We start from the raw sequence: 18,014 nt of genomic DNA on the forward strand, positions 1-18,014 counted from the left end.
GATCTGTGGAGCATCCCCCAATCGGTCCCCTCTCCCTCCGGGCGGTCCGACGTTTCGGGAGGGCTAGGGTGAGGGCAGCGATCTCAATGACTCACCGCCAAGGCGCAGGCTCACCAAACAGCTGCCCCTGAACCCCATACAACCCCATCTCGCGAATTACCGACAACTCCCCTTCCGTCTCGACCCGCTCGGCAATCAGCGGCAGATCGATGCTGTGCGCCGCGCGCTGGATCGCTTCGATGAACAGGCGCTTGTCGCTTTCCTGATCGATCGCCCGGATGTAGCTGCCATCGATCTTCAGGTACGCCAGCCCGAGCCGCGCCAGGTTGCCGATCATGCTGAAGCGCCCGCCGAAGCGCTGCAGGCTCAGGGAGAAACCGAGCTCGCGCAGGCGCCGGGTCAACTGTTCCAGCACCGCTTGTTCCGGCAATTGTTCCTCGCCGATTTCCAGGGTCAGGCGCGCCCCCAGGTTGGAATGCGTCCGCAGAATCTCGAACACTTTGTTCAACGCCTGCGAATCGGCCAGGGTCGCCGAGGACAGGTTCAGCGCCAGGGATTCTTCATGACCGGCCATCTGCTCCAGCACCCGCTCGAGCATCAAACGGTCCAGTCGCGCGGTCCAGCCGAAGCGCTCCAGCCACGGCAGGAAGCGTCCGGCGGGAATGGTCTGGCCCTGCTCGTCGAGCAAGCGCGACAGCACTTTGTAATGCAGCACCAGTTGCGTGTCCTGCGCCGCCACTACCGGCTGGAAGAACAGCTCGAAGCGCCGCTGGTTCAGCGCCTGATCGAGCAAGCGATGCCAGGCGTGGTGATCGTCACCGACATCCGCCACCAGGCTCTGATCGAGGCATGCCCAGTTCTGCTCGCCCTGCCCTTCGGCCTGGGCCAGCGCCTGATCGCCGAGGCTGAGGACCGCTTGCGGCGAATCGCCGTGAGCGAACGGTGCCAGGCCGATAGAAGCCACGGCGGCCACATCGGTGGCGCCTGTCGCGTGCAGGCTGCTCAGGGCACTGTCGAGACTTTGCGCCAGTTGCAACGCTTCTTCGCGGGTCAGCCCCGGCGCCAGCACAGCGAATTCACCGCCGCGAATCCGGGTGACGAGGTTCTGGGTTTCCGGATATTTGGCGCACTCGCGGGACAGTTGCTCGCCAACCGCTTTCAACAATTCATCGGTACGCTGACCGCCAAGACGCTGGTTCAGCCCGGCCAGATCCTTGACCCGCAACAGCAGCAGATAACCGGAACTGGCCTGCTCCGGGTTGCTCACCCTTGCATTCAACTGCATCTCGAAATAACGCCGGTTGGCCAGCCCCGTGAGGTTGTCCTGATAGGACTCGGTGCGCAGTTTTTCGCTGCGCTCGGCCTGCTCCTGGAACAGTGCCTTGAGCTTCTCGACCATCTGGTTCATCGCCAGCACCACACGGCGCAATTCAGGCGTGCGCGGCAGGTCCGGCAGGCTGAGGAATTCGCGGCGGGCGATAGCGTGGGATTGCTTGACCATGTAATCCAGCGGCTTCAGTTGCCGGCGCAGCAACAACGCGCCCAGCACCGCACTCACCGCACCGCAGACCAGCAACCAGCCAAGGCTGCCGAGTGCGCTCTGCCAGAGTTTGGCCAGGGCGAACATCGGGTGGCTGACCACCTCGACCCGCGCCGCCTGCTCCCAGCCACGGCTGACCAGCGCATCGCCACCGGCCGGTTCCAGGCCGATCAGTTTGACGAACCAGTCCGGCACGTTGGTGACCGCCGGAATGCCGTTGCGCTCGACGATGGTCTGGTCGGTCTTCAGGTCGACCACGCGAATGCTCGAGTAATAACCGCTGTCGAAGATCGAACTGACCAGCAGCTCGACCATCGCCGGGTCATCGATGTTCGGCGTCAACGACAGCGCCAGCGCCGTGGCCGCATCCTGCGCGTGGGAGCGCAACTGGTTGACGTACTGGGTGCGCGAGCTCTCCAGACTGACCATGAAGCTGCCGGTGAAGGCGACCACCAGGAACAGACAGATAGCGATCAACAGCTGTTTGAACAAAGACATCTGAGCGCGTGCTCCTAGTTAGTCGTCTCGACCGGAAATCCTTCGGCCTGCATTTTCTTCAACACATCCTGCCAGCGTGACAGGCGTTTGGTGTCACCGACCTTCTTGTTGCCCTTGGCGCCCGGCAGGTACAACCCTTCGGCATTGAAAGAGTAGACCGGCAGCAAATCGGTTCGCTCGGCGGCCGGCTTGATCGGGTCGATCAGGCTGTCGAGCACCAGCGGCATGGCGTCAGGGCTGGAATAGTAAGTCAGGACCATATGCGCGCGGTTCTGGCGCAGGGCCTTGACGTAGGTGATGCGCAACTTGTCACTGGCCACACCGAGGTGGCGCAGGCTGAAATACTTGGCGATCGCGTAGTCTTCGCAGTCGCCGGCGCCTTTCCACAAGGCTTCGATGGGGGTCTCCCAATAATCGACCTCGTGCCACAGATCGATGTCTTCGACGTAGCGCATCTGTTTGTTGAAAAACAGGTTCACCACTTTGAGCTTTTCCATCTCGCTGACCTGCTTCTGCGTGGCCAGCAGATTCTGCCAGGCATCGATCCGCTGTTGCCCGGCGCCCAACGGCCCGTAAAGTGCCGTGGCCTTGCGACTGATCGCGGAAAAATCCCAATCGGCATGCAGGCCGCCCAGCATGATGCCGGCCAGCAGCAGCGCGCAGGCAAGCCAGCGCGCAATCCGTGGGATTGCGAAACGTACCGCCAATGCAAGGCATCCAGGGCAGAGAGGAAAGCGCTTGATGGTGAAGGTTAGCCCAGCAAAAAACAATGGCACCCTGAGATCATCGCTGGCGCGCTAAACTTCAGATGTGACAGGGTTCTTCTACACGGTTTGACAACCTGTAGAGCAATCACTAGTGTCCTTTGGATCCAAATCCGCAGTCATAGGGTGTGCAGTTGTGACCCAGAAGCCCAAGCCACTCCACAGCATCAAAGTCGACGGCCCGATTCCCGCGCATCTGGCGCGCTCGGTCATCGAAGAAACCCTGCGCGCCGCGATTCTCGACGGGCGCCTGCCCTGCGGCACTGCCGTGCGCCAGCAGGATCTGGCCGACCTGTTCGGTGTCAGCCGCATGCCGGTGCGCGAAGCCTTGCGTCAGCTCGAGGCTCAGGGCCTGCTCAGCGTGATTGCCCACAAGGGCGCCGTGGTGGCACCGCTGATCCAGGGCGACGCAACGGAAACCTACGAGCTGCGCATCCTGCTGGAGTCCGAAGCGCTGCGCCAGTCGATCCCGCTGCTGACCCCGGCCGATCACGAACGCGCGGCCGGCTACATCGAAGAGCTGGAAATCGAGCACGACTACACCGAAATCGGCCGGCTCAACCGTCTGTTTCACATGGCGCTCTACAGCAAGGCGCCCAATGGCCGGCTGCTGCGGCTGGTGGAAGATGGCTTGAATGAAGAAGAGCGCTTCCTGCGCTTCAACCTCGAGGCCATGGGCCTGGGCAAACTCTCCCAGGACGATCACCGTGCGTTGTTGCAGGCCGTGAAAGAGCGTGACATCCCGCACGCCGTGACACTGTTGGAGCAGCACCTCAATCGCGGTGTCGAGGTGATCACCCGTTACCTCGCCAGCTCCGCCGGCCAAAGCCGCAAAGCGGCGCGCTGAATCCTCCCTCCCGGGTGAGCCTCCACTCACCCGGCGAATAACCCGCTTACAAATCCCCCCACCGGTCACGGTCATTTGCCGTGGCACATCGACGCCTGCGCTCTAACCTCCCCCCTGCTTTGAACAGCCCGGAATTTGCACCGCAAGGAAGTCATTTTCGACGATAGCCGCGGCGCCGATTTACGCGCACCCTTGGATCGCCAACCCAATATAGAACGGGGACGCGCCGCCCCGGCAGCAGTCCCCGCACCAGGAACCTACGGAAGGAGCCTTGTCACGGGAACAGGAAGAAACGGCGCCGTTACAGCCCGACTTCATCCCCTCATATTCATTCAATTACTCAATTGGAAAGTTGCTTCGAGTGAGGCATTCACTCTTGTCGTTCAATTTTGGCCATTAAACGCCGAAAGGAGCAACTACGCCCAAATAAAACTTAACTTATAAGTTTTATCAGACTCACTCATACTTCAAAAACAGCCAACTAAAAATAATTAAAAATAAACTTGTTAAGTTGTTTTGCGATGTATTAGTTTTTCTTCGCCGAGTTTGGATCCGAAATGACAAACCCGGCACAACCTTGCAGTACGGCCTCGATTGCGACGGCTTGACCGTCCGCTGTAGTTTTGGGCCCTTCAGACATTGCCTGCTTTCATCGAAACCGAATGAGGCTGTCGTTCGCCTGGAGAAACTTGTTCAGCGTTATTAGCGATTGATTGAGCAATCCCTACTTCCCTATTAGCCAGAGTCTCGCAACCATGCCAACTAAAGAGCAACTTACACTAAAGAAAGCCGAACTCAGCGTTCATCCGATCTTCTCCGAAATCGATTCTTTGGCGACATTGCGCCGGTTCATGGAGTCCCATGTATTTGCTGTCTGGGACTTCATGTCGCTGACCAAGCGCCTGCAGCAGGAACTGACTTGCACGCGTCTGCCGTGGTTGCCGCCACGGGATCCGCACGCGGCAAGACTGATCAACGAAATCGTGCTCGGGGAAGAATCGGACGATCGGCTGTCACACGGGCATTACAGTCACTTCGAACTGTACCTCGATGCGATGCGCGAAGTCGGTGCGGACACGACAGCGGTGGAGCGCTTCGTGACGCTGCAGCAGGAAGGCGTGAGTTACGACGTCGCCCTGCAAAGCGTCGAGGTCGATCCGGCCGCTGCACGGTTCGTCCGTGACACCTTGCACATCGCGCTGCATGCGCCGGGGCACAGCGTGGCCGCCGCCTTCCTGCACGGTCGCGAGAGCGTGATCCCGACCATGTTCCAGCGCATGCTCGATGCCTGGGGCATCGGCGTCGAACAGGCGCCGACCTTCCGTTACTACCTCGAGCGACACATCGAAGTCGACTCCGAAGACCACGGCCCGGCCGCAGAACAACTGCTGGATCGACTGGTGGACGGCGATCCGCAGCGCGAAGCCGAAGTCTACGCCAGCGCCATCGCCGCCGTGGAAAGCCGCATCGCCCTGTGGGACGGCCTGCGCCTGAGCATGCGCGAACCGCTGGCGGAGGTGGCCCAATGAACGCCGCCGACTACCAGTCTTTCGCCGATGCCTGGGAAAGCCGCGCGACCATTCGCACCCGGCCACGCCGCGTGCTGGAGGACGACGCGCGGCTGATCTATCCGCTCAGCCGCCAGCCCTTGGTGCTCAGCGAAACTTTCCTGCGCGAATGCCCGGAACAGCGTGATTTCGCCCTGGTGCAGACGCTGTACAAATTCATCAACGACGTGGTGATTTTCGAAACCGAGATCGTCGACAAAACCGCGCGCAGCATCGCCAAGAACCGCTTCGCCGTGGCCTTCCCGTTCGCCTGTCGCTACGACGCCATGACCGTGGTCGTGGACGAGGATTACCACGCGCTGGTAGCGATGGATTTCATGCAGCAGACCGTGGCCATGACCGGCATCGAGCCCATCGAGTTGCCGAACGAAATCGAGCTGAGCCGGGCGATTCCGGCGGCCGTCGAACTGGCCCCGCAACACCTGCGAAGCGCCGTGGAGCTGATCTGCGTCGCCATCGCCGAAAACACCGTGACCGGCGATGTCGCAGCGTTCGCCCGGGACGACACGGTCAAGCCGTCGATCAAGGGCCTGATGGCCGACCACTTGCTCGACGAGGGCCGGCACTCGAGTTTCTGGGCGCGGATGGTGCGCATCTACTGGCACACAGCGAGCGATGCGGATCGCGAATGCATCGCACAGATCCTGCCGGTGTTCATCGGCCATTACCTGACCAACGACATCCAGAAGGCCTTCGACCTGCGCCTGATCGATACCCTGCCGGTCAACGATGCAACGCGTCGAGCGCTGAAGGACGAGATGGCCGGGCTGGCCTTCCCGATCAATCGCCACCACCCGCTGGTGGGCAACATCGTGCGGTTTTTCCACAACAGCTCGCTGCTCGACACACCGTGCGTGCAGCACGCCCTGCGCGACTACCTGGTTTGACAAGGAGGCTGACATGAGACGTCTCGACATTTTGCTGAGGGGCCGCAGCCAGGCCTTGACCGACCTGGCGCAGGAGCTCGAACAACACGGTCATTCATTGCTGACGGAAGTTGCTCCGTCGGTGGATCTGGTGATCGATGACGGCAGTCTTGTGCTGCAGGATCACGGCGTGACACCGCACCTGACCTTGCGTCTGGGTATTGGTGCAACGGGCACCGGCGGTTTGCCGGTGCTTGATCTGCTGTGTCTCTGCAACTCGACGCTGCTGAGTCGCGTGCCGATCGCCGACGAACCTTCCGGCAACGGTCAGGCCCTGCGCCAGCGAACACTCGCGCAGGTGGTGGACGAAGTGGCGCTGCTGGTCAGCCGTTTTTCCCGCGATGCCGAGTATTTCCAGCACGCGATAGCGGCCCGTGCGCCGGACTTCGAGCAAGTGGAAAACCTGCTGTTTCTCGACAGCCTGGCCTACGTCCATCGCCTCAATGCCACGGCCAATCCGGCCTTGCTGCAACAAGCGCAGATCCCGGTCATCGAACGGCTGCAACGGAGCCTGATTGAACACGCTGAACGCCCGGCGCTGCACCTTGCCGAGCAGTCGATCAGCTATCGCCAGTTGCATGATCACAGCCGGGCGATCCAGCAGCGCTTGCTGGCAATGCTGGAGACACAACCGCAACCCTGGGTAGTCGGGATTTGCCTGCCGAAATGCGATGCGCTGTTTGCCTCGATCCTGGCGATTCTCGGCAGTGGCGCGGTGTACCTGCCGCTGGAGCCGAGCCATCCGCTTCAGCGTCAGCAGTACATTCTGGAAAACGCCGGAGCGGTGTTGTTGCTGCACGACGGCGAACACCCGCTGAGCGGTTCGATGCCGGGACTGGATGTCAGCCTTATCGACAGCGCCAACGCCGATCTTTCGTTGCCGTTGATGCGCCAGCGACCGTCGCTCGACTCGCCGTGCATGGCGCTCTACACCTCGGGCACTACCGGGCATCCGAAGGGTGTGCTGCTGAGTCAGGCGAACCTCGCGCACTTCACCGCGTGGTACGCCGACTACGTGCAGTTGCACGCCGAGAGCCGGGTGCTGCAGTTCTCGTCGCTGAGTTTTGACTCGTCGCTGATCGACATCTTCCCGACCCTGCTCGAAGGTGCAGAACTGGTGGTGCCCGACGACAACCAGCGCCGTGATCCGCTGCAACTGGTGGCGCTGATTCGCCGTCGGCAACTGACCCACGCGTTCCTGCCGCCGGCGCTGTTGAGCATCCTGCCGCTGGAGCAATTGCAAAGCGTCGGGCAAATCATGACCGGCGGCGACGTCTGCGAGCCGTTCGTGATCGAGCAACTGACGCGCCAGGGCAAGCTGCACAACCTCTACGGCCCCACCGAAGCCACGGTGCTGATCACCGCGCGACAACTGCAACCGGGCGACAGCAATCGCACCCTCGGCGGGCCGATTGCCAACAGTCAGGTGCTGATCCTCGATGACGATTTGCAACCGGTGCCGGAGCAAACCGTGGGCGAGCTGTTCATCGTCGGCCCCGGCGTATGCCTGGGTTACCTGAACAATCCGCAGCAGACGGCGGAGCGCTATCTGGATCTGGAGTTGCCGGACGGTCAGCGCCTGCGTGCCTACCGCAGCGGCGACATGGCCAAGTGGGGCGAGGATGGCATCGAGCTGTGCGGACGCCGCGACAATCAGGTGAAGATCCGCGGCTTCCGGGTCGAGCCGGAAGAGATCGAGCGGTGCCTGCGCGAGAGTCAGCTGTATCGGCAGATCGCGGTGGTGATCGACAGTCAGCGACGGATTCTGGCGTTCCTCGCCCAGCCGCAATCGGATGCCGCACGGGAGTCTTTGAAAGCTCACGCGCAGCAGTTTTTGCCCGACTACATGCAACCGGTGGCGTGGACGGAGTTGCCAAACATGCCGTTCGCCGCCAATGGCAAAGTCGATCGCAAGGCCTTGCTGGAACTGTCGGTCAGCGTGCAGGACAGCGGCCCCAAATGCCTGCCGGCCAACGCCGACGAAGCGCTACTGCTGGAGATCTGGGGCGAGCTGCTGGAGCTGCCGACCAGCGACATTTCCACCGACGAAAGCTTCTTCAATCTCGGCGGTCACTCGATTCTGCTGTCGCGCATGCTCCTGCGTCTGCGGGAGGAATTCGGCCGCAGCATTTCGATCAACCGCTTCATCGAACTGCCGACCATCACCAAGCTCGCCACGCTGGTGCGCGGCACCGATGACAGCGCGGTGCTCAGCGCCCAGGCGATGGCCGACGCCGAGCGAGCGCTGGACATCGAGCCGTTGCCGATCAGCCGCATGGGCGATGTGCACAAGGTGATCGTCACCGGCGCCAACAGTTTTGTCGGCGTGCACATCGTCGAGGCGCTGCTGGGATGGGGCGTCAGTGAAGTGGCGTGTCTGGTGCGCGACGGCGGTGGGCAAACGGCGGCGCAGCGCTTTGCCCACTCGTTGCGAGAGAACCGGTTGGAGCATCTGGACCTGAGTCGGGTGCGGGTCTATTCGGCGGACATCACCCGGCCTCAACTGGGCCTGGCCAATGAGGATTTCGAGCGACTTGATCGCGAGTTCGGCGCGCTGGTGCACAACGCGGCCAACGTCAATCACGTGCTCGATTACGAGTCGCTGGCGACGGACAACGTCGAGCCGATTTTCGAACTGCTGCGGCTGTGCGAAGGGCGCAGCAAGAAGGTGTTCAATTTCGTCTCCACGCTGTCGGCCTCCAGCACCGTCGACGACGCAGGCCGGGTTCTGGAGCTGCCCGCCGCACCGACGCCGCCGATCTACATCCGAAACGGCTACAACCTGTCGAAATGGGTCGGCGAACGCATCCTCGAACGGGCCCGGGAGCGTGGGGTGCGGGTCAATCTGTATCGACCCGGCAACATCAGTTTCAACAGCCTCAGCGGCGTGTGCCAGCCGCACAAGAACCGTTTGATGCTGATGCTCAAGGGCTCGATCCAGCTCGGTCAGGTGCCGGCCTTCGCACTTAATTTCGACCTGATGCCGGTGGACTTTCTTGCCCGTTTCATCGCCTTCCACGCCAGCCGTTATTCGGCCGAACGGGCGGTGTTCAACCTGCACAACCCGGAGCCCCTGAGCTGGGATGCCTACGTCGCGTCGTTCCGCGAAACAGGCAGCGAGTTTTCGCTGGTCAGCGTCGCCGACTGGCAACAGCAATTGGGCCGGGTCGATGCCGACAACGCGCTGTTCGGCGTACTCGGTTTCTACCTCAACGGCTTCGAGGAAGACATCGGCGACATCTCCCTGATCGGCCACGCCAACGCCCAGGCCGGCGTGCAACAGATGGGCGCGCACTACCCGGAAAAATCCCCGGCGCTGCTGCGTCGCGGCTGCGACTACCTGAAAGAAATCAACTTCATCTGAATCAACAACCAAGGAGCAACACCATGAGCAATCTTCAACCCGACACCCTGATCAAAAACCCTCACGGCTGCCACGTCGTGTCTTCGGTGGAAGTGCCGGTGGACGCGAAGCAAGTGTGGGCAGTGGTCGGCAAATTCGACGGCTTCGACCGTTTCATTCCGGCGCTGTCGCACATCGAAATGACCGGCGAAGGCGTGTCGTCGCTGCGCAAGAAGTTCTTCAAGGATGGCAACGTGGTGGTCGAGCAACTCAACTCCCGGGACGACCAGGCGCTGAGCATGACCTGGACCACGATCTACAACACGCTGGGCGTGGCCAATCTGTGGGCGGCGATGAATGTGGAATCGCTGGGCGCGGGCAAGTCGCGGGCGACCTGGACGATCATCGCCGAGCCGGCCAGCGGCGGACCCGAGGCGCTGCCGGGTTTCAAGGATTTCGTGCAGGGGTTCGCCGATGATGCGATGGGCAATGTGCAGAAGCTGTTTGTGTAAGGCATGAAAAAGCCCGCTGCGGATCACTCCGCAGCGGGCTTTTTTTTGACCGCAAGCGATCAGATCTTGAAGCTGTCGACCAGTTGTTTCAAACGGTTGGCCTGCTGCGACAACGCATCGCAATCCTTCAACGTTTCATTGAGGTTGGCCACGCTCTGCTGGTTCAGCAGGTTGATCTGGTTGACGTCGACGTTGAGGGTTTCCACCACGGCGGTCTGCTCTTCGGTAGCCGCGGCCACCGACTGGTTCATGCCGTCGATTTCGCCGATGCGCTGGGTCACGCTGACCAGACGCAAACCGGCCTGGTTCGCCACTTCAACGCTCTCTTCGCTCGACGCCTGACTGGCGTTCATGGTGGTCACCGCTTCGCGGGAACCGACCTGCAGCGAGGTGATCATCTTGTGGATTTCTTCCGCCGATTCCTGGGTGCGGTGAGCGAGGTTGCGCACCTCGTCCGCCACCACCGCAAAACCGCGTCCGGCTTCACCGGCACGGGCCGCTTCGATGGCCGCGTTGAGCGCCAGCAGGTTGGTCTGCTGGGAGATGCCTTTGATCACATCGAGAATGTGGCCGATGTTATCGGTGCTCGCGTTCAGGGTTTCGATCTGGGTGCACGACAGGCTGATTTTCTGCGACAGCTCGGTCATGGCCTGAATCGTTTGCTCGACCACCTGACGACCGTCATCGGCCTGCTCGCTCGCGCCGCTGGCGTGTTGCGAAGCGTCGGCCGCATTGCGGGCGATTTCCTGGGTGGCGGCACCCAACTGATTGATCGCGGCAGCCACGCTGTTGGTGCGCGCGCTTTGCTCATCGGAGCCGATGATCGAGGCGTTGGACGATGCCATCACCCGTTGCGACAGGTCGTGTACGTGGCGAGTCGCGGAAGACACTTCGGAAATGGACGCGTGAATCCGCTCCACGAACTGGTTGAACGAACTGCCCAGCTCGCCGAACTCGTCCTTACTTTCCACTACCAGACGACGGGTCAGGTCACCTTCACCTTGGGCGATGTCCTGCATCGCGCGACCCATGGTGATCAACGGACGCATCAGGACGGTGATCAGCAGACTCAGGAAGACTGCAATCGCGCCGACGGCGACGAACATTGCGATCAGTGCCGAGGTACGGAACTGGCTGAGTGCGGCGTAGGCCTTGTCGCGGTCGATCGACAGACCGATGTACCACTCGGCATTCGGCAGACCGGTGACCGGGGTGAACGACAGGATGCGCTCCTGGCCGTTGAGCACCACGTTCTGGTTGCCCTTCTGGATACGCACATCGGCGTTCGGGTAGATGTCCTTGAGGTTCTTCATCACCTGATCTTTATCCGGGCTAACGATCACCTGACCGTCACCGCTGACCAGGAACGCGTGGCCCAGGCCACCGAAGTCCACCGAGTTGATGATCTTCACCAGGGTTTCCAGGCTCAGGTCACCGCCCACGACGCCGAGCAGCTCGCCGTTCTTTTTCACCGGCATGGCGATGGTCACCACCAGACCGCCAACGGCGGCCATGTATGGCGGGGTCAGCATGGTCTGGTCAGCGGCCACGGCCTGCTTGTACCAGGGACGCTGACGCGGATCGTAGCCGTCCGGCATCTTCGCGTCAGGGCGCTGGGTGAATACACCGTTGGCCTGACCGACGTAGGTGAACTGGAAGTTCGAGGTGAAGGCCGGTTGATCGACCAGGCCCGGGAAGTCGGCATTTTTGCCTTGATGGGCGACGTTCTGCGCGAGGTTTTCCAGTACCAGAATCCGCCCGCTCATCCAGTTCTGCACACTGCTGGCGGTCAGGTCGCCGGCCTGCTGGACCGAGGACTGGAGGTTCTGGCGAATGGTGTTTCGCTGCAGATAGTCGTTGTACAAAGTGAACAGCGCGAACGCCAGGACCACGACGCCCGAGGCGGCCAACAGGATTTTATGGCTGAACTTGAGATTCATTTCATGGGACTTCTTATGCCAAAAGTGGGGATGCGTTCCGGATGCAACATTCCATGTACAGCGTAGGCAGCGTTCTGATGACTGCTCTACTTTGGTGCACGCATGTCTCACCAGTCTGTCGGCACGCTTCGGAGAAAACTTAGGGCTTTGCAGGAAATGGATGGCATTTCTGCCAGATTCCCGCCGAACGGCGCGCCAGAGCGTTCACCTGTCATTTTTTGATGACTGTTTTGCAGCGCCGGTTGCAAATTCTGTAACCCTTGATGACAATGCGACTAATTATCATTTGTGACGTTCGGGCTGTCGCGTTCATGTCCTCACCTGAGTTTGCAGTACAGGCGCTTTACAGTAGTCATCACGGCTGGCTCAACGGCTGGTTGCGCACGCGGCTGGGCAATGCCGCCGATGCGGCGGATCTGGCTCAGGACACGTTCGTGCGTTTGCTGCAGCGCACCGAGCGTCTGGAACTCAAAGCACCTCGCGCATTCTTGCGCACGGTTGCTCGGGGTTTGGTGATCGATCATTGGCGCCGAGAAGAAATCGAACGCGCCTATCTGGAAACCATCGCCCATTTGCCTGAAGCCGAAACCCCGAGTGCCGAATCCCGCGCATTGGTGATCGAACTGCTCGAGGGCATTGCCCGCATGCTTGAAGGACTGAAGCCAAAAGTGCGTCAGGCATTTCTGCTGGCTCAGTGCGAAGGTTTGACGCATAAGCAGATCGCCGAGCAGATGGGCCTGTCCCTGCGCTCGGTAGAACGCTACGTCGCCGACGCCCTGTTTCACTGCTACGTGCTGCGGTACGAAAGCTGATGCCCGTGGATAACCTCTCGCTTGGCCGACGCGCCGAGCCACCGCAGCAGGTCGTCCGACAGGCCATTCACTGGCTCCTGCGTCTGCGCAACAACCATGGCAACCCGCGCCTGAATCGACAGTGCGAACAATGGCGTGCCGAACACCATGATCACGAACTGGCCTGGCAACGGGTGCAGTCTCTGCAAGCCGAACTGACCCACAACCTGCGTGCCGTGCCCGGCGCGCAGGTGGCGTTCAACACGCTGGAAAACAGTGCGCAGGGTCTGGGTAGACGTCAGGCGTTGAAGCTGTTGTCCGGCGCGTTGCTGATGGGCTCGGCGGGATGGCTGGCCAGCGACACTTCCGCCTGGCAACAGTGGAGCGCCGACTACGCCACCGCCACCGGCGAACGCCGTGGCTTCCAGTTGCCGGACGGCACGCGGATCGAACTCAACACCGCCAGCAGCGTGGATCTCGATTACACCGCGCAACAACGGCTGATCAAACTGACCCGTGGCGAAATCATCGTCACCTGTGGCGGTGCCGATGAAGGTGCGCCGATTGACCGACCGCTGCGGGTGCAGAGCCGTCATGGCAGTTACGAGCCGTTCAACGCGCGATTCATCCTGCGCCAGGAGGATGGATGCACGCGCCTGAGCGTCACCAGTGGCCGGGTCGCAATTCACTCCGCAGGCAACTCGACGGAGGCCCTCGCCGGTCAGAGCTATCTGATCGATCACCATCAGGTTCGCCCGGCGCCGCCGTTGGACATGGACGCCGGTGCCTGGGTCGACGGGCTGATCGTGACTCGCAACATGCGGCTCGGCGACTTCCTCGGCGAAGTCGGCCGGTATCGTCAGGGGTTTCTGAGCTGTGCGTCGGACATTGCGGATTTGCGCCTGTCCGGCGTGTTCCGTCTTGAGGACACCGACAAGCTGCTGGCGGTCCTGCCGCAGACCCTGCCGGTGCAATTGCGCTACCGCACCCGTTGGTGGGTGACGCTGGAGTCTGTGGCCTGAAATTATTTTGGCGGGTTTTCGTGGCAAGTCCGGCTTAGTCAGTAAGCACTTCAACTCAGCCTTCGCGACTGCCTACGGAAACCTACAATGACTGCGCGCGTTACCTGTAAGAACCCTCTGAATTTCTCTGCCGAATCGGGCCTGTTGCGTCACGCTGTTCGGGCGGCGCTGTTCTCTACTGCACTGGGCGTTGGCGTGTTGCCGAGCCTGAGCATGGCGGCCAATGCCGGCGAGGTCAGCAGCCACCGCTACAACATCGCCGCTGGACCGCTGGGCGATGCGCTCAACCAGTTCGCGCGTCAGGCGGGCATCACGTTGTCGATGACGCCGCAGCAAACCCTGGGACGGCAGTCGCCGGGTGTGCAGGGCGAGTATTCGACCGATCAGGCCCTGAGCCACTTGCTCGGCGGCTCGGGGCTGGAAGCGGTCAGCCAGGACGGCAGCAGCTATGTGTTGCGCTCGGTCGCGGAAACCGAAGCGCTGGCCCTGCCAACCACGGACATCAAAGGCTTCGCCCTCGGCAACGCGCTCGGCAGCATGGACGGCTACAACGCGACGCACAGCCAGATCGCCACCAAAACCAGTACCGCGTTGCTGGAAACGTCGCAGAGCGTGTCCGTGGTCACCCGTGAGCAAATGGATGACCAAGGCTCGCAAACCGTGTCCCAGGCCATGCGTTACACCCCCGGCGTGCTGACCAATCCTTACGGCGCCACGCACCGTTACGACTATGTGGCGATGCGCGGCTTCAACGACGGTTCGGTGGACAACATCTACCTCGACGGCCTCAAGTCGATGGGTGACAGCGGCACCTACAGCACCATGCAGGTCGATCCGTATTTCCTCGAGCGCGTCGATATTCTGAAGGGCCCGTCGTCGGTGCTCTACGGCCGTAGCTCGCCGGGCGGTCTGGTGGCACTGACCAGCAAGAAACCGCTGTACGAGGCCTATCACCAGATTCAGGCCACCGTCGGCACTCAGGGTCAGCGCGGTGTCGGTTTTGACTTCAGCGGACCGGTCGATGACGACAAGCGCATCGCCTATCGTCTGATCGGCTTGACGGATCAGTCCGACACGCAGTTCGACCACAACAAGGAAAAGCGCTTCGCCCTCGCGCCGACGGTCAGCATCGATTTCAGCGAAGACACCTCGCTGACGCTGCAAGCGTATCTGCAGCATGACCCGGATGGCGGCTACCACGGCGGCGTGCCGGCCGACGGCACGATTCATCAGCGCAACGGCAATCGCATCTCGCCGCATTTCTTCGAAGGCGAGCCGGGTATCGACGGTTACTCCCGTGATCAGCAGTCGTTCGGTTACCAGTTCGAACACCGCTTCAACGACGTCTTCACCGCGCGGCAGAATTTCCGCTACCTCGACTCCAAAGTGAACATGGATCAGGTGTACGCCTATGGCTGGACGTCGCCGACCAGCAACGAACTGAATCGCTACTACACCGGCGGTGACGAGCGTCTGCACGCATTCATCGTCGACAACATGCTCCAGGCCGAATTTTTCACCGGCGCGACCAAGCACACAGTGCTGATGGGGGCGGATTACCAGCGACGCAAAACCGTGGTCGACTGGACCAGTGGCGGCCTGGCGCCGATCAATGCGTTCAACCCGGTGTATGGCAATTCCGCTATTACCCCGTACGGCGAGACCAGCTATCTGCGGCGCCTGGAGCAGACCGGCGTTTACCTGCAAGACCTGATCGAGATGGACAAGTGGCGCTTCTCGCTGGGACTGCGTCAGGACTGGGTGGAAACCTCCGACGAAAACCGCATCGCCGAAGCGGGCCGTCCGGTCGGCACCGAGATCAATGATCGACGCACCAAGCTCACCGGCCGTGCCGGCGCGCTGTATCTGTTCGATAACGGTCTCGCGCCGTACGTCAGCTATTCCGAGTCGTTCAACCCGAATTCCTACGCTGACAGCGCCGGCAATCCGCTCGCACCGACCGATGGAACGCAGTGGGAAGTGGGCCTGAAGTATCAGCCGCCGGGCACCGACAATCTGTTCACCGCCTCGCTGTTCCGCATCGATCAGGAGAATCTGGCGACCAAACTGCCGCAGGAAAACTTCTATCGCGCTGTAGGCGCTGTCCGCTCTCAGGGTCTGGAACTGGAAGCGCACATGCAGCTGACCGACAACCTGAAAGTGCTCGGCAGCTACACCTTCACCGACATTGAATACTCGAAGTCGATGACCAGTACCTTGAGTACAACGACCAATGTGATCGAGAACAAAGGCAACTCGCCAACCCAGGCGCCGCGGCACATGGCATCGCTGTGGGCGGACTACAAGTTCGACAGCGCGGCACTCGACGGGCTGCGACTGGGCGGTGGCGTGCGTTATGTCGGCTATAGCTGGGCGGATGCAGAGAACACCATGAAAGTGCCGTCCTACACATTGTTCGACGCATCGATCGGTTATGACCTCGGCAAGGTCGGTTTGAAGGGTGTCGACGTACGCCTGAATGCGAACAATCTGACTAACGAATCCTACGTAGCCTCCTGCGCCAGTCTGGACTTCTGCTACATGGGCGAAGAGCGCAACGTCGCCGCGACGGTCAGTTACCAGTTCTAAGCCTTTGTCTTGTGCATAAAAAGCCAGCCCCTGATTTCAGGGGCTGGCTTTGTCGTATCTGTGGGGGAATTTTCATGCGTTCGTTTCTGGTTTTATTGCACCGGTATATCGGGTTGGCCACGGCGGTTTTCCTGCTGCTGGCCGGGATCACGGGCAGCATTCTGGCGTTCAACCATGAGCTGGATGAGTGGTTGAATCCGGAGTTTTACGCGGCTTCGGCCGAGGGGGAGCGTCTACAACCAGGTGACCTGGTTGATGCGGTGCAATTGGCACATCCGAAGTTGCAGGTCTGGTACATGGAGTACCCGAATGAGGCAGGCCACACGGCATTGCTGGCGGCAGTCCCACGGAATGATCCGGCGACGGGCGAACCGTTTAAAGAACGCAATGAAGTGTTCTACCTCGACCCGGTCAGTGGCGAGCAGGAAGGTCAGCGTTACTGGGGCGAGTGCTGTTTCCAGCGTGAGAACTTCGTTCCGTTCATTCTCGAGTTTCACTACAACCTCACACTGCCCGGTAACTGGGGTTTGCTGTTGATGGGGTTGGTGGCCATCGCCTGGGTAATCGATTGCTTCATCGCCCTTTGGCTGACGTTGCCGAGGGGTAAACCGTTCTGGAAGAAGTGGTCGAACGCCTGGAAGATCAAGGGCGGGCATGCCTATCGACTCAACTTCGATCTGCATCGGGCAGGGGGCTTGTGGCTGTGGTTGTTGTTGCTGCCGATAGCCGTCAGCAGCGTGGCGATGAACCTGCCGAGCCAGGTCTTCAAACCCGCGGTGTCGCTGTTTTCTCCGATTGAACCGAGCGTGTATGAAGCCCGAGGGCGGATGCCTGCCGAAGAGCTGGGGATCACCCGATTGAGTTATCAACAGGCATACGAAAGGGCACAGCAGGAGGGGAAAAGGTTGGGGCTGACAGCGGCGATCGGCGAGTTGTATTACAGCTTTGAGTACAACTTCTACGGTGCAGGGTTCGGACAGCATGACACCGAGGCCCACGGCAAATCCTGGTTGTTCTTCCACGGTACAGACGGGCGATTATTGGGGCAGGAGATTGCAGGAGAAGGGACCTTGGGAGAGCGGTTTTATCGATTGCAGTTGCCGATACATGGAGGACGGATCATAGGCTTCACCGGACAAGTGATGATCGCGGTATTGGGTGTTCTGATTGCGGGATTGTCGGGGACTGGCGTCTACATCTGGTGGCGCAAATGGCAGGCTCGTCGGAGCAGCAAGGCACGCAAAGCGGTTTGAAGATCGGACTTTTGTGGGTACTGAAATGACAAAACCCCTGTCTGCGTTAGCAGACAGGGGTTTCGGAATTCAATCTTGACGATGACCTACTCTCACATGGGGAAACCCCACACTACCATCGGCGATGCATCGTTTCACTTCTGAGTTCGGGATGGGATCAGGTGGTTCCAACGCTCTATGGTCGTCAAGAAATTCTGTGACCAGCCCGTTACCGCAGTAACGTTCCGGCAAAAATCGGTGACTTCTACTAAAACAAAACCCCAACTGCTTTCGCAATTGGGGTTTCGGAATTTAATCTTGACGATGACCTACTCTCACATGGGGAAACCCCACACTACCATCGGCGATGCATCGTTTCACTTCTGAGTTCGGGATGGGATCAGGTGGTTCCAACGCTCTATGGTCGTCAAGAAATTCGGGT

12 protein-coding genes and 2 rRNA genes are annotated in these 18,014 nt (G+C 60.6%); 9 read left to right on the top strand and 5 right to left on the bottom strand.

The features are described 5' to 3' along the window. Positions 1–91: 91 nt before the first annotated feature. Positions 92–2,038, bottom strand: coding sequence for a cyclic di-GMP receptor LapD (gene lapD, locus M5G18_RS14155; protein ID WP_273897842.1), 1,947 nt, complete (start codon positions 2,036–2,038; stop codon positions 92–94). A gap of 14 nt (positions 2,039–2,052) precedes the next feature. After that, positions 2,053–2,745, bottom strand: a complete 693-nt coding sequence (lapG, locus tag M5G18_RS14160; protein WP_007960234.1) for a cysteine protease LapG — start codon at positions 2,743–2,745, stop codon at positions 2,053–2,055. Positions 2,746–2,938: 193 nt separating this feature from the next. On the opposite strand from lapG, the gene M5G18_RS14165 reads away from it, so the two are divergent. The 5 genes from M5G18_RS14165 (at position 2,939) to M5G18_RS14185 (ending at position 9,998) form a co-directional block, all read left to right on the top strand. Then, positions 2,939–3,649: a GntR family transcriptional regulator gene (locus M5G18_RS14165; RefSeq protein WP_273897839.1), complete on the top strand. Its 711-nt coding sequence runs from the start codon at positions 2,939–2,941 to the stop codon at positions 3,647–3,649. Positions 3,650–4,404: 755 nt separating this feature from the next. Continuing rightward, positions 4,405–5,178, top strand: coding sequence for a DUF3050 domain-containing protein (locus M5G18_RS14170; protein WP_273897837.1), 774 nt, complete (start codon positions 4,405–4,407; stop codon positions 5,176–5,178). Then, positions 5,175–6,104 (top strand): diiron oxygenase, encoded by a 930-nt coding sequence (locus M5G18_RS14175; protein ID WP_273897835.1) that lies wholly within the window; start codon positions 5,175–5,177, stop codon positions 6,102–6,104. The genes M5G18_RS14170 and M5G18_RS14175 overlap by 4 nt, the downstream gene beginning before the upstream one ends. A gap of 13 nt (positions 6,105–6,117) precedes the next feature. After that, positions 6,118–9,507: an amino acid adenylation domain-containing protein gene (locus tag M5G18_RS14180; RefSeq protein ID WP_273897833.1), complete on the top strand. Its 3,390-nt coding sequence runs from the start codon at positions 6,118–6,120 to the stop codon at positions 9,505–9,507. A 23-nt stretch (positions 9,508–9,530) separates the two neighbouring features. Further along, positions 9,531–9,998 carry an SRPBCC family protein gene (locus M5G18_RS14185; protein ID WP_273897832.1) on the top strand — a complete coding sequence of 156 codons (468 nt, stop codon included), beginning with the start codon at positions 9,531–9,533 and terminating at the stop codon, positions 9,996–9,998. Positions 9,999–10,057: 59 nt separating this feature from the next. Here M5G18_RS14185 and M5G18_RS14190 read toward each other — a convergent pair whose 3' ends face one another. Then, a complete protein-coding gene (locus tag M5G18_RS14190; RefSeq protein ID WP_085712595.1) occupies positions 10,058–11,938 on the bottom strand; it encodes a methyl-accepting chemotaxis protein in 1,881 nt (626 codons plus the stop codon). A gap of 311 nt (positions 11,939–12,249) precedes the next feature. On the opposite strand from M5G18_RS14190, the gene M5G18_RS14195 reads away from it, so the two are divergent. The 4 genes from M5G18_RS14195 (at position 12,250) to M5G18_RS14210 (ending at position 17,593) form a co-directional block, all read left to right on the top strand. After that, on the top strand, positions 12,250–12,750 hold the full coding sequence (locus M5G18_RS14195; RefSeq protein ID WP_273897829.1) for a sigma-70 family RNA polymerase sigma factor: 501 nt from the start codon (positions 12,250–12,252) through the stop codon (positions 12,748–12,750). After that, positions 12,750–13,751, top strand: a complete 1,002-nt coding sequence (locus M5G18_RS14200; RefSeq protein ID WP_273897826.1) for a FecR domain-containing protein — start codon at positions 12,750–12,752, stop codon at positions 13,749–13,751. Before M5G18_RS14195 ends, M5G18_RS14200 begins: the two co-directional genes overlap by 1 nt. 87 nt (positions 13,752–13,838) lie before the next feature. Next, on the top strand, positions 13,839–16,340 hold the full coding sequence (locus M5G18_RS14205; RefSeq protein WP_273897824.1) for a TonB-dependent siderophore receptor: 2,502 nt from the start codon (positions 13,839–13,841) through the stop codon (positions 16,338–16,340). Between the two features lie 74 nt (positions 16,341–16,414). Continuing rightward, positions 16,415–17,593 carry a PepSY-associated TM helix domain-containing protein gene (locus M5G18_RS14210; RefSeq protein ID WP_273897822.1) on the top strand — a complete coding sequence of 393 codons (1,179 nt, stop codon included), beginning with the start codon at positions 16,415–16,417 and terminating at the stop codon, positions 17,591–17,593. Between the two features lie 73 nt (positions 17,594–17,666). Here the strand turns inward: M5G18_RS14210 and rrf (M5G18_RS14215) are convergent. After that, a 5S ribosomal RNA gene (rrf, locus tag M5G18_RS14215) occupies positions 17,667–17,782 on the bottom strand. 106 nt (positions 17,783–17,888) lie between these two features. Beyond that, positions 17,889–18,004: ribosomal RNA gene (gene rrf, locus M5G18_RS14220) — 5S ribosomal RNA — on the bottom strand. Positions 18,005–18,014: the final 10 nt, after the last annotated feature.

Origin of the sequence: Pseudomonas aphyarum (assembly GCF_028657055.1) — a bacterium.
In the GTDB taxonomy this organism is placed as follows: domain Bacteria; phylum Pseudomonadota; class Gammaproteobacteria; order Pseudomonadales; family Pseudomonadaceae; genus Aquipseudomonas; species Aquipseudomonas aphyarum.

Coding starts and splice junctions, on each gene's coding strand:
- lapD (WP_273897842.1), bottom strand. CDS start 2,038: ATGTCTTTGTTCAAACAGCTGTTGATCGCTATCTGTCTGTTCCTGGTG.
- M5G18_RS14170 (WP_273897837.1), top strand. CDS start 4,405: ATGCCAACTAAAGAGCAACTTACACTAAAGAAAGCCGAACTCAGCGTT.
- M5G18_RS14175 (WP_273897835.1), top strand. CDS start 5,175: ATGAACGCCGCCGACTACCAGTCTTTCGCCGATGCCTGGGAAAGCCGC.
- M5G18_RS14180 (WP_273897833.1), top strand. CDS start 6,118: ATGAGACGTCTCGACATTTTGCTGAGGGGCCGCAGCCAGGCCTTGACC.
- M5G18_RS14185 (WP_273897832.1), top strand. CDS start 9,531: ATGAGCAATCTTCAACCCGACACCCTGATCAAAAACCCTCACGGCTGC.
- M5G18_RS14190 (WP_085712595.1), bottom strand. CDS start 11,938: ATGAATCTCAAGTTCAGCCATAAAATCCTGTTGGCCGCCTCGGGCGTC.
- M5G18_RS14195 (WP_273897829.1), top strand. CDS start 12,250: ATGTCCTCACCTGAGTTTGCAGTACAGGCGCTTTACAGTAGTCATCAC.
- M5G18_RS14200 (WP_273897826.1), top strand. CDS start 12,750: ATGCCCGTGGATAACCTCTCGCTTGGCCGACGCGCCGAGCCACCGCAG.
- M5G18_RS14205 (WP_273897824.1), top strand. CDS start 13,839: ATGACTGCGCGCGTTACCTGTAAGAACCCTCTGAATTTCTCTGCCGAA.
- M5G18_RS14210 (WP_273897822.1), top strand. CDS start 16,415: ATGCGTTCGTTTCTGGTTTTATTGCACCGGTATATCGGGTTGGCCACG.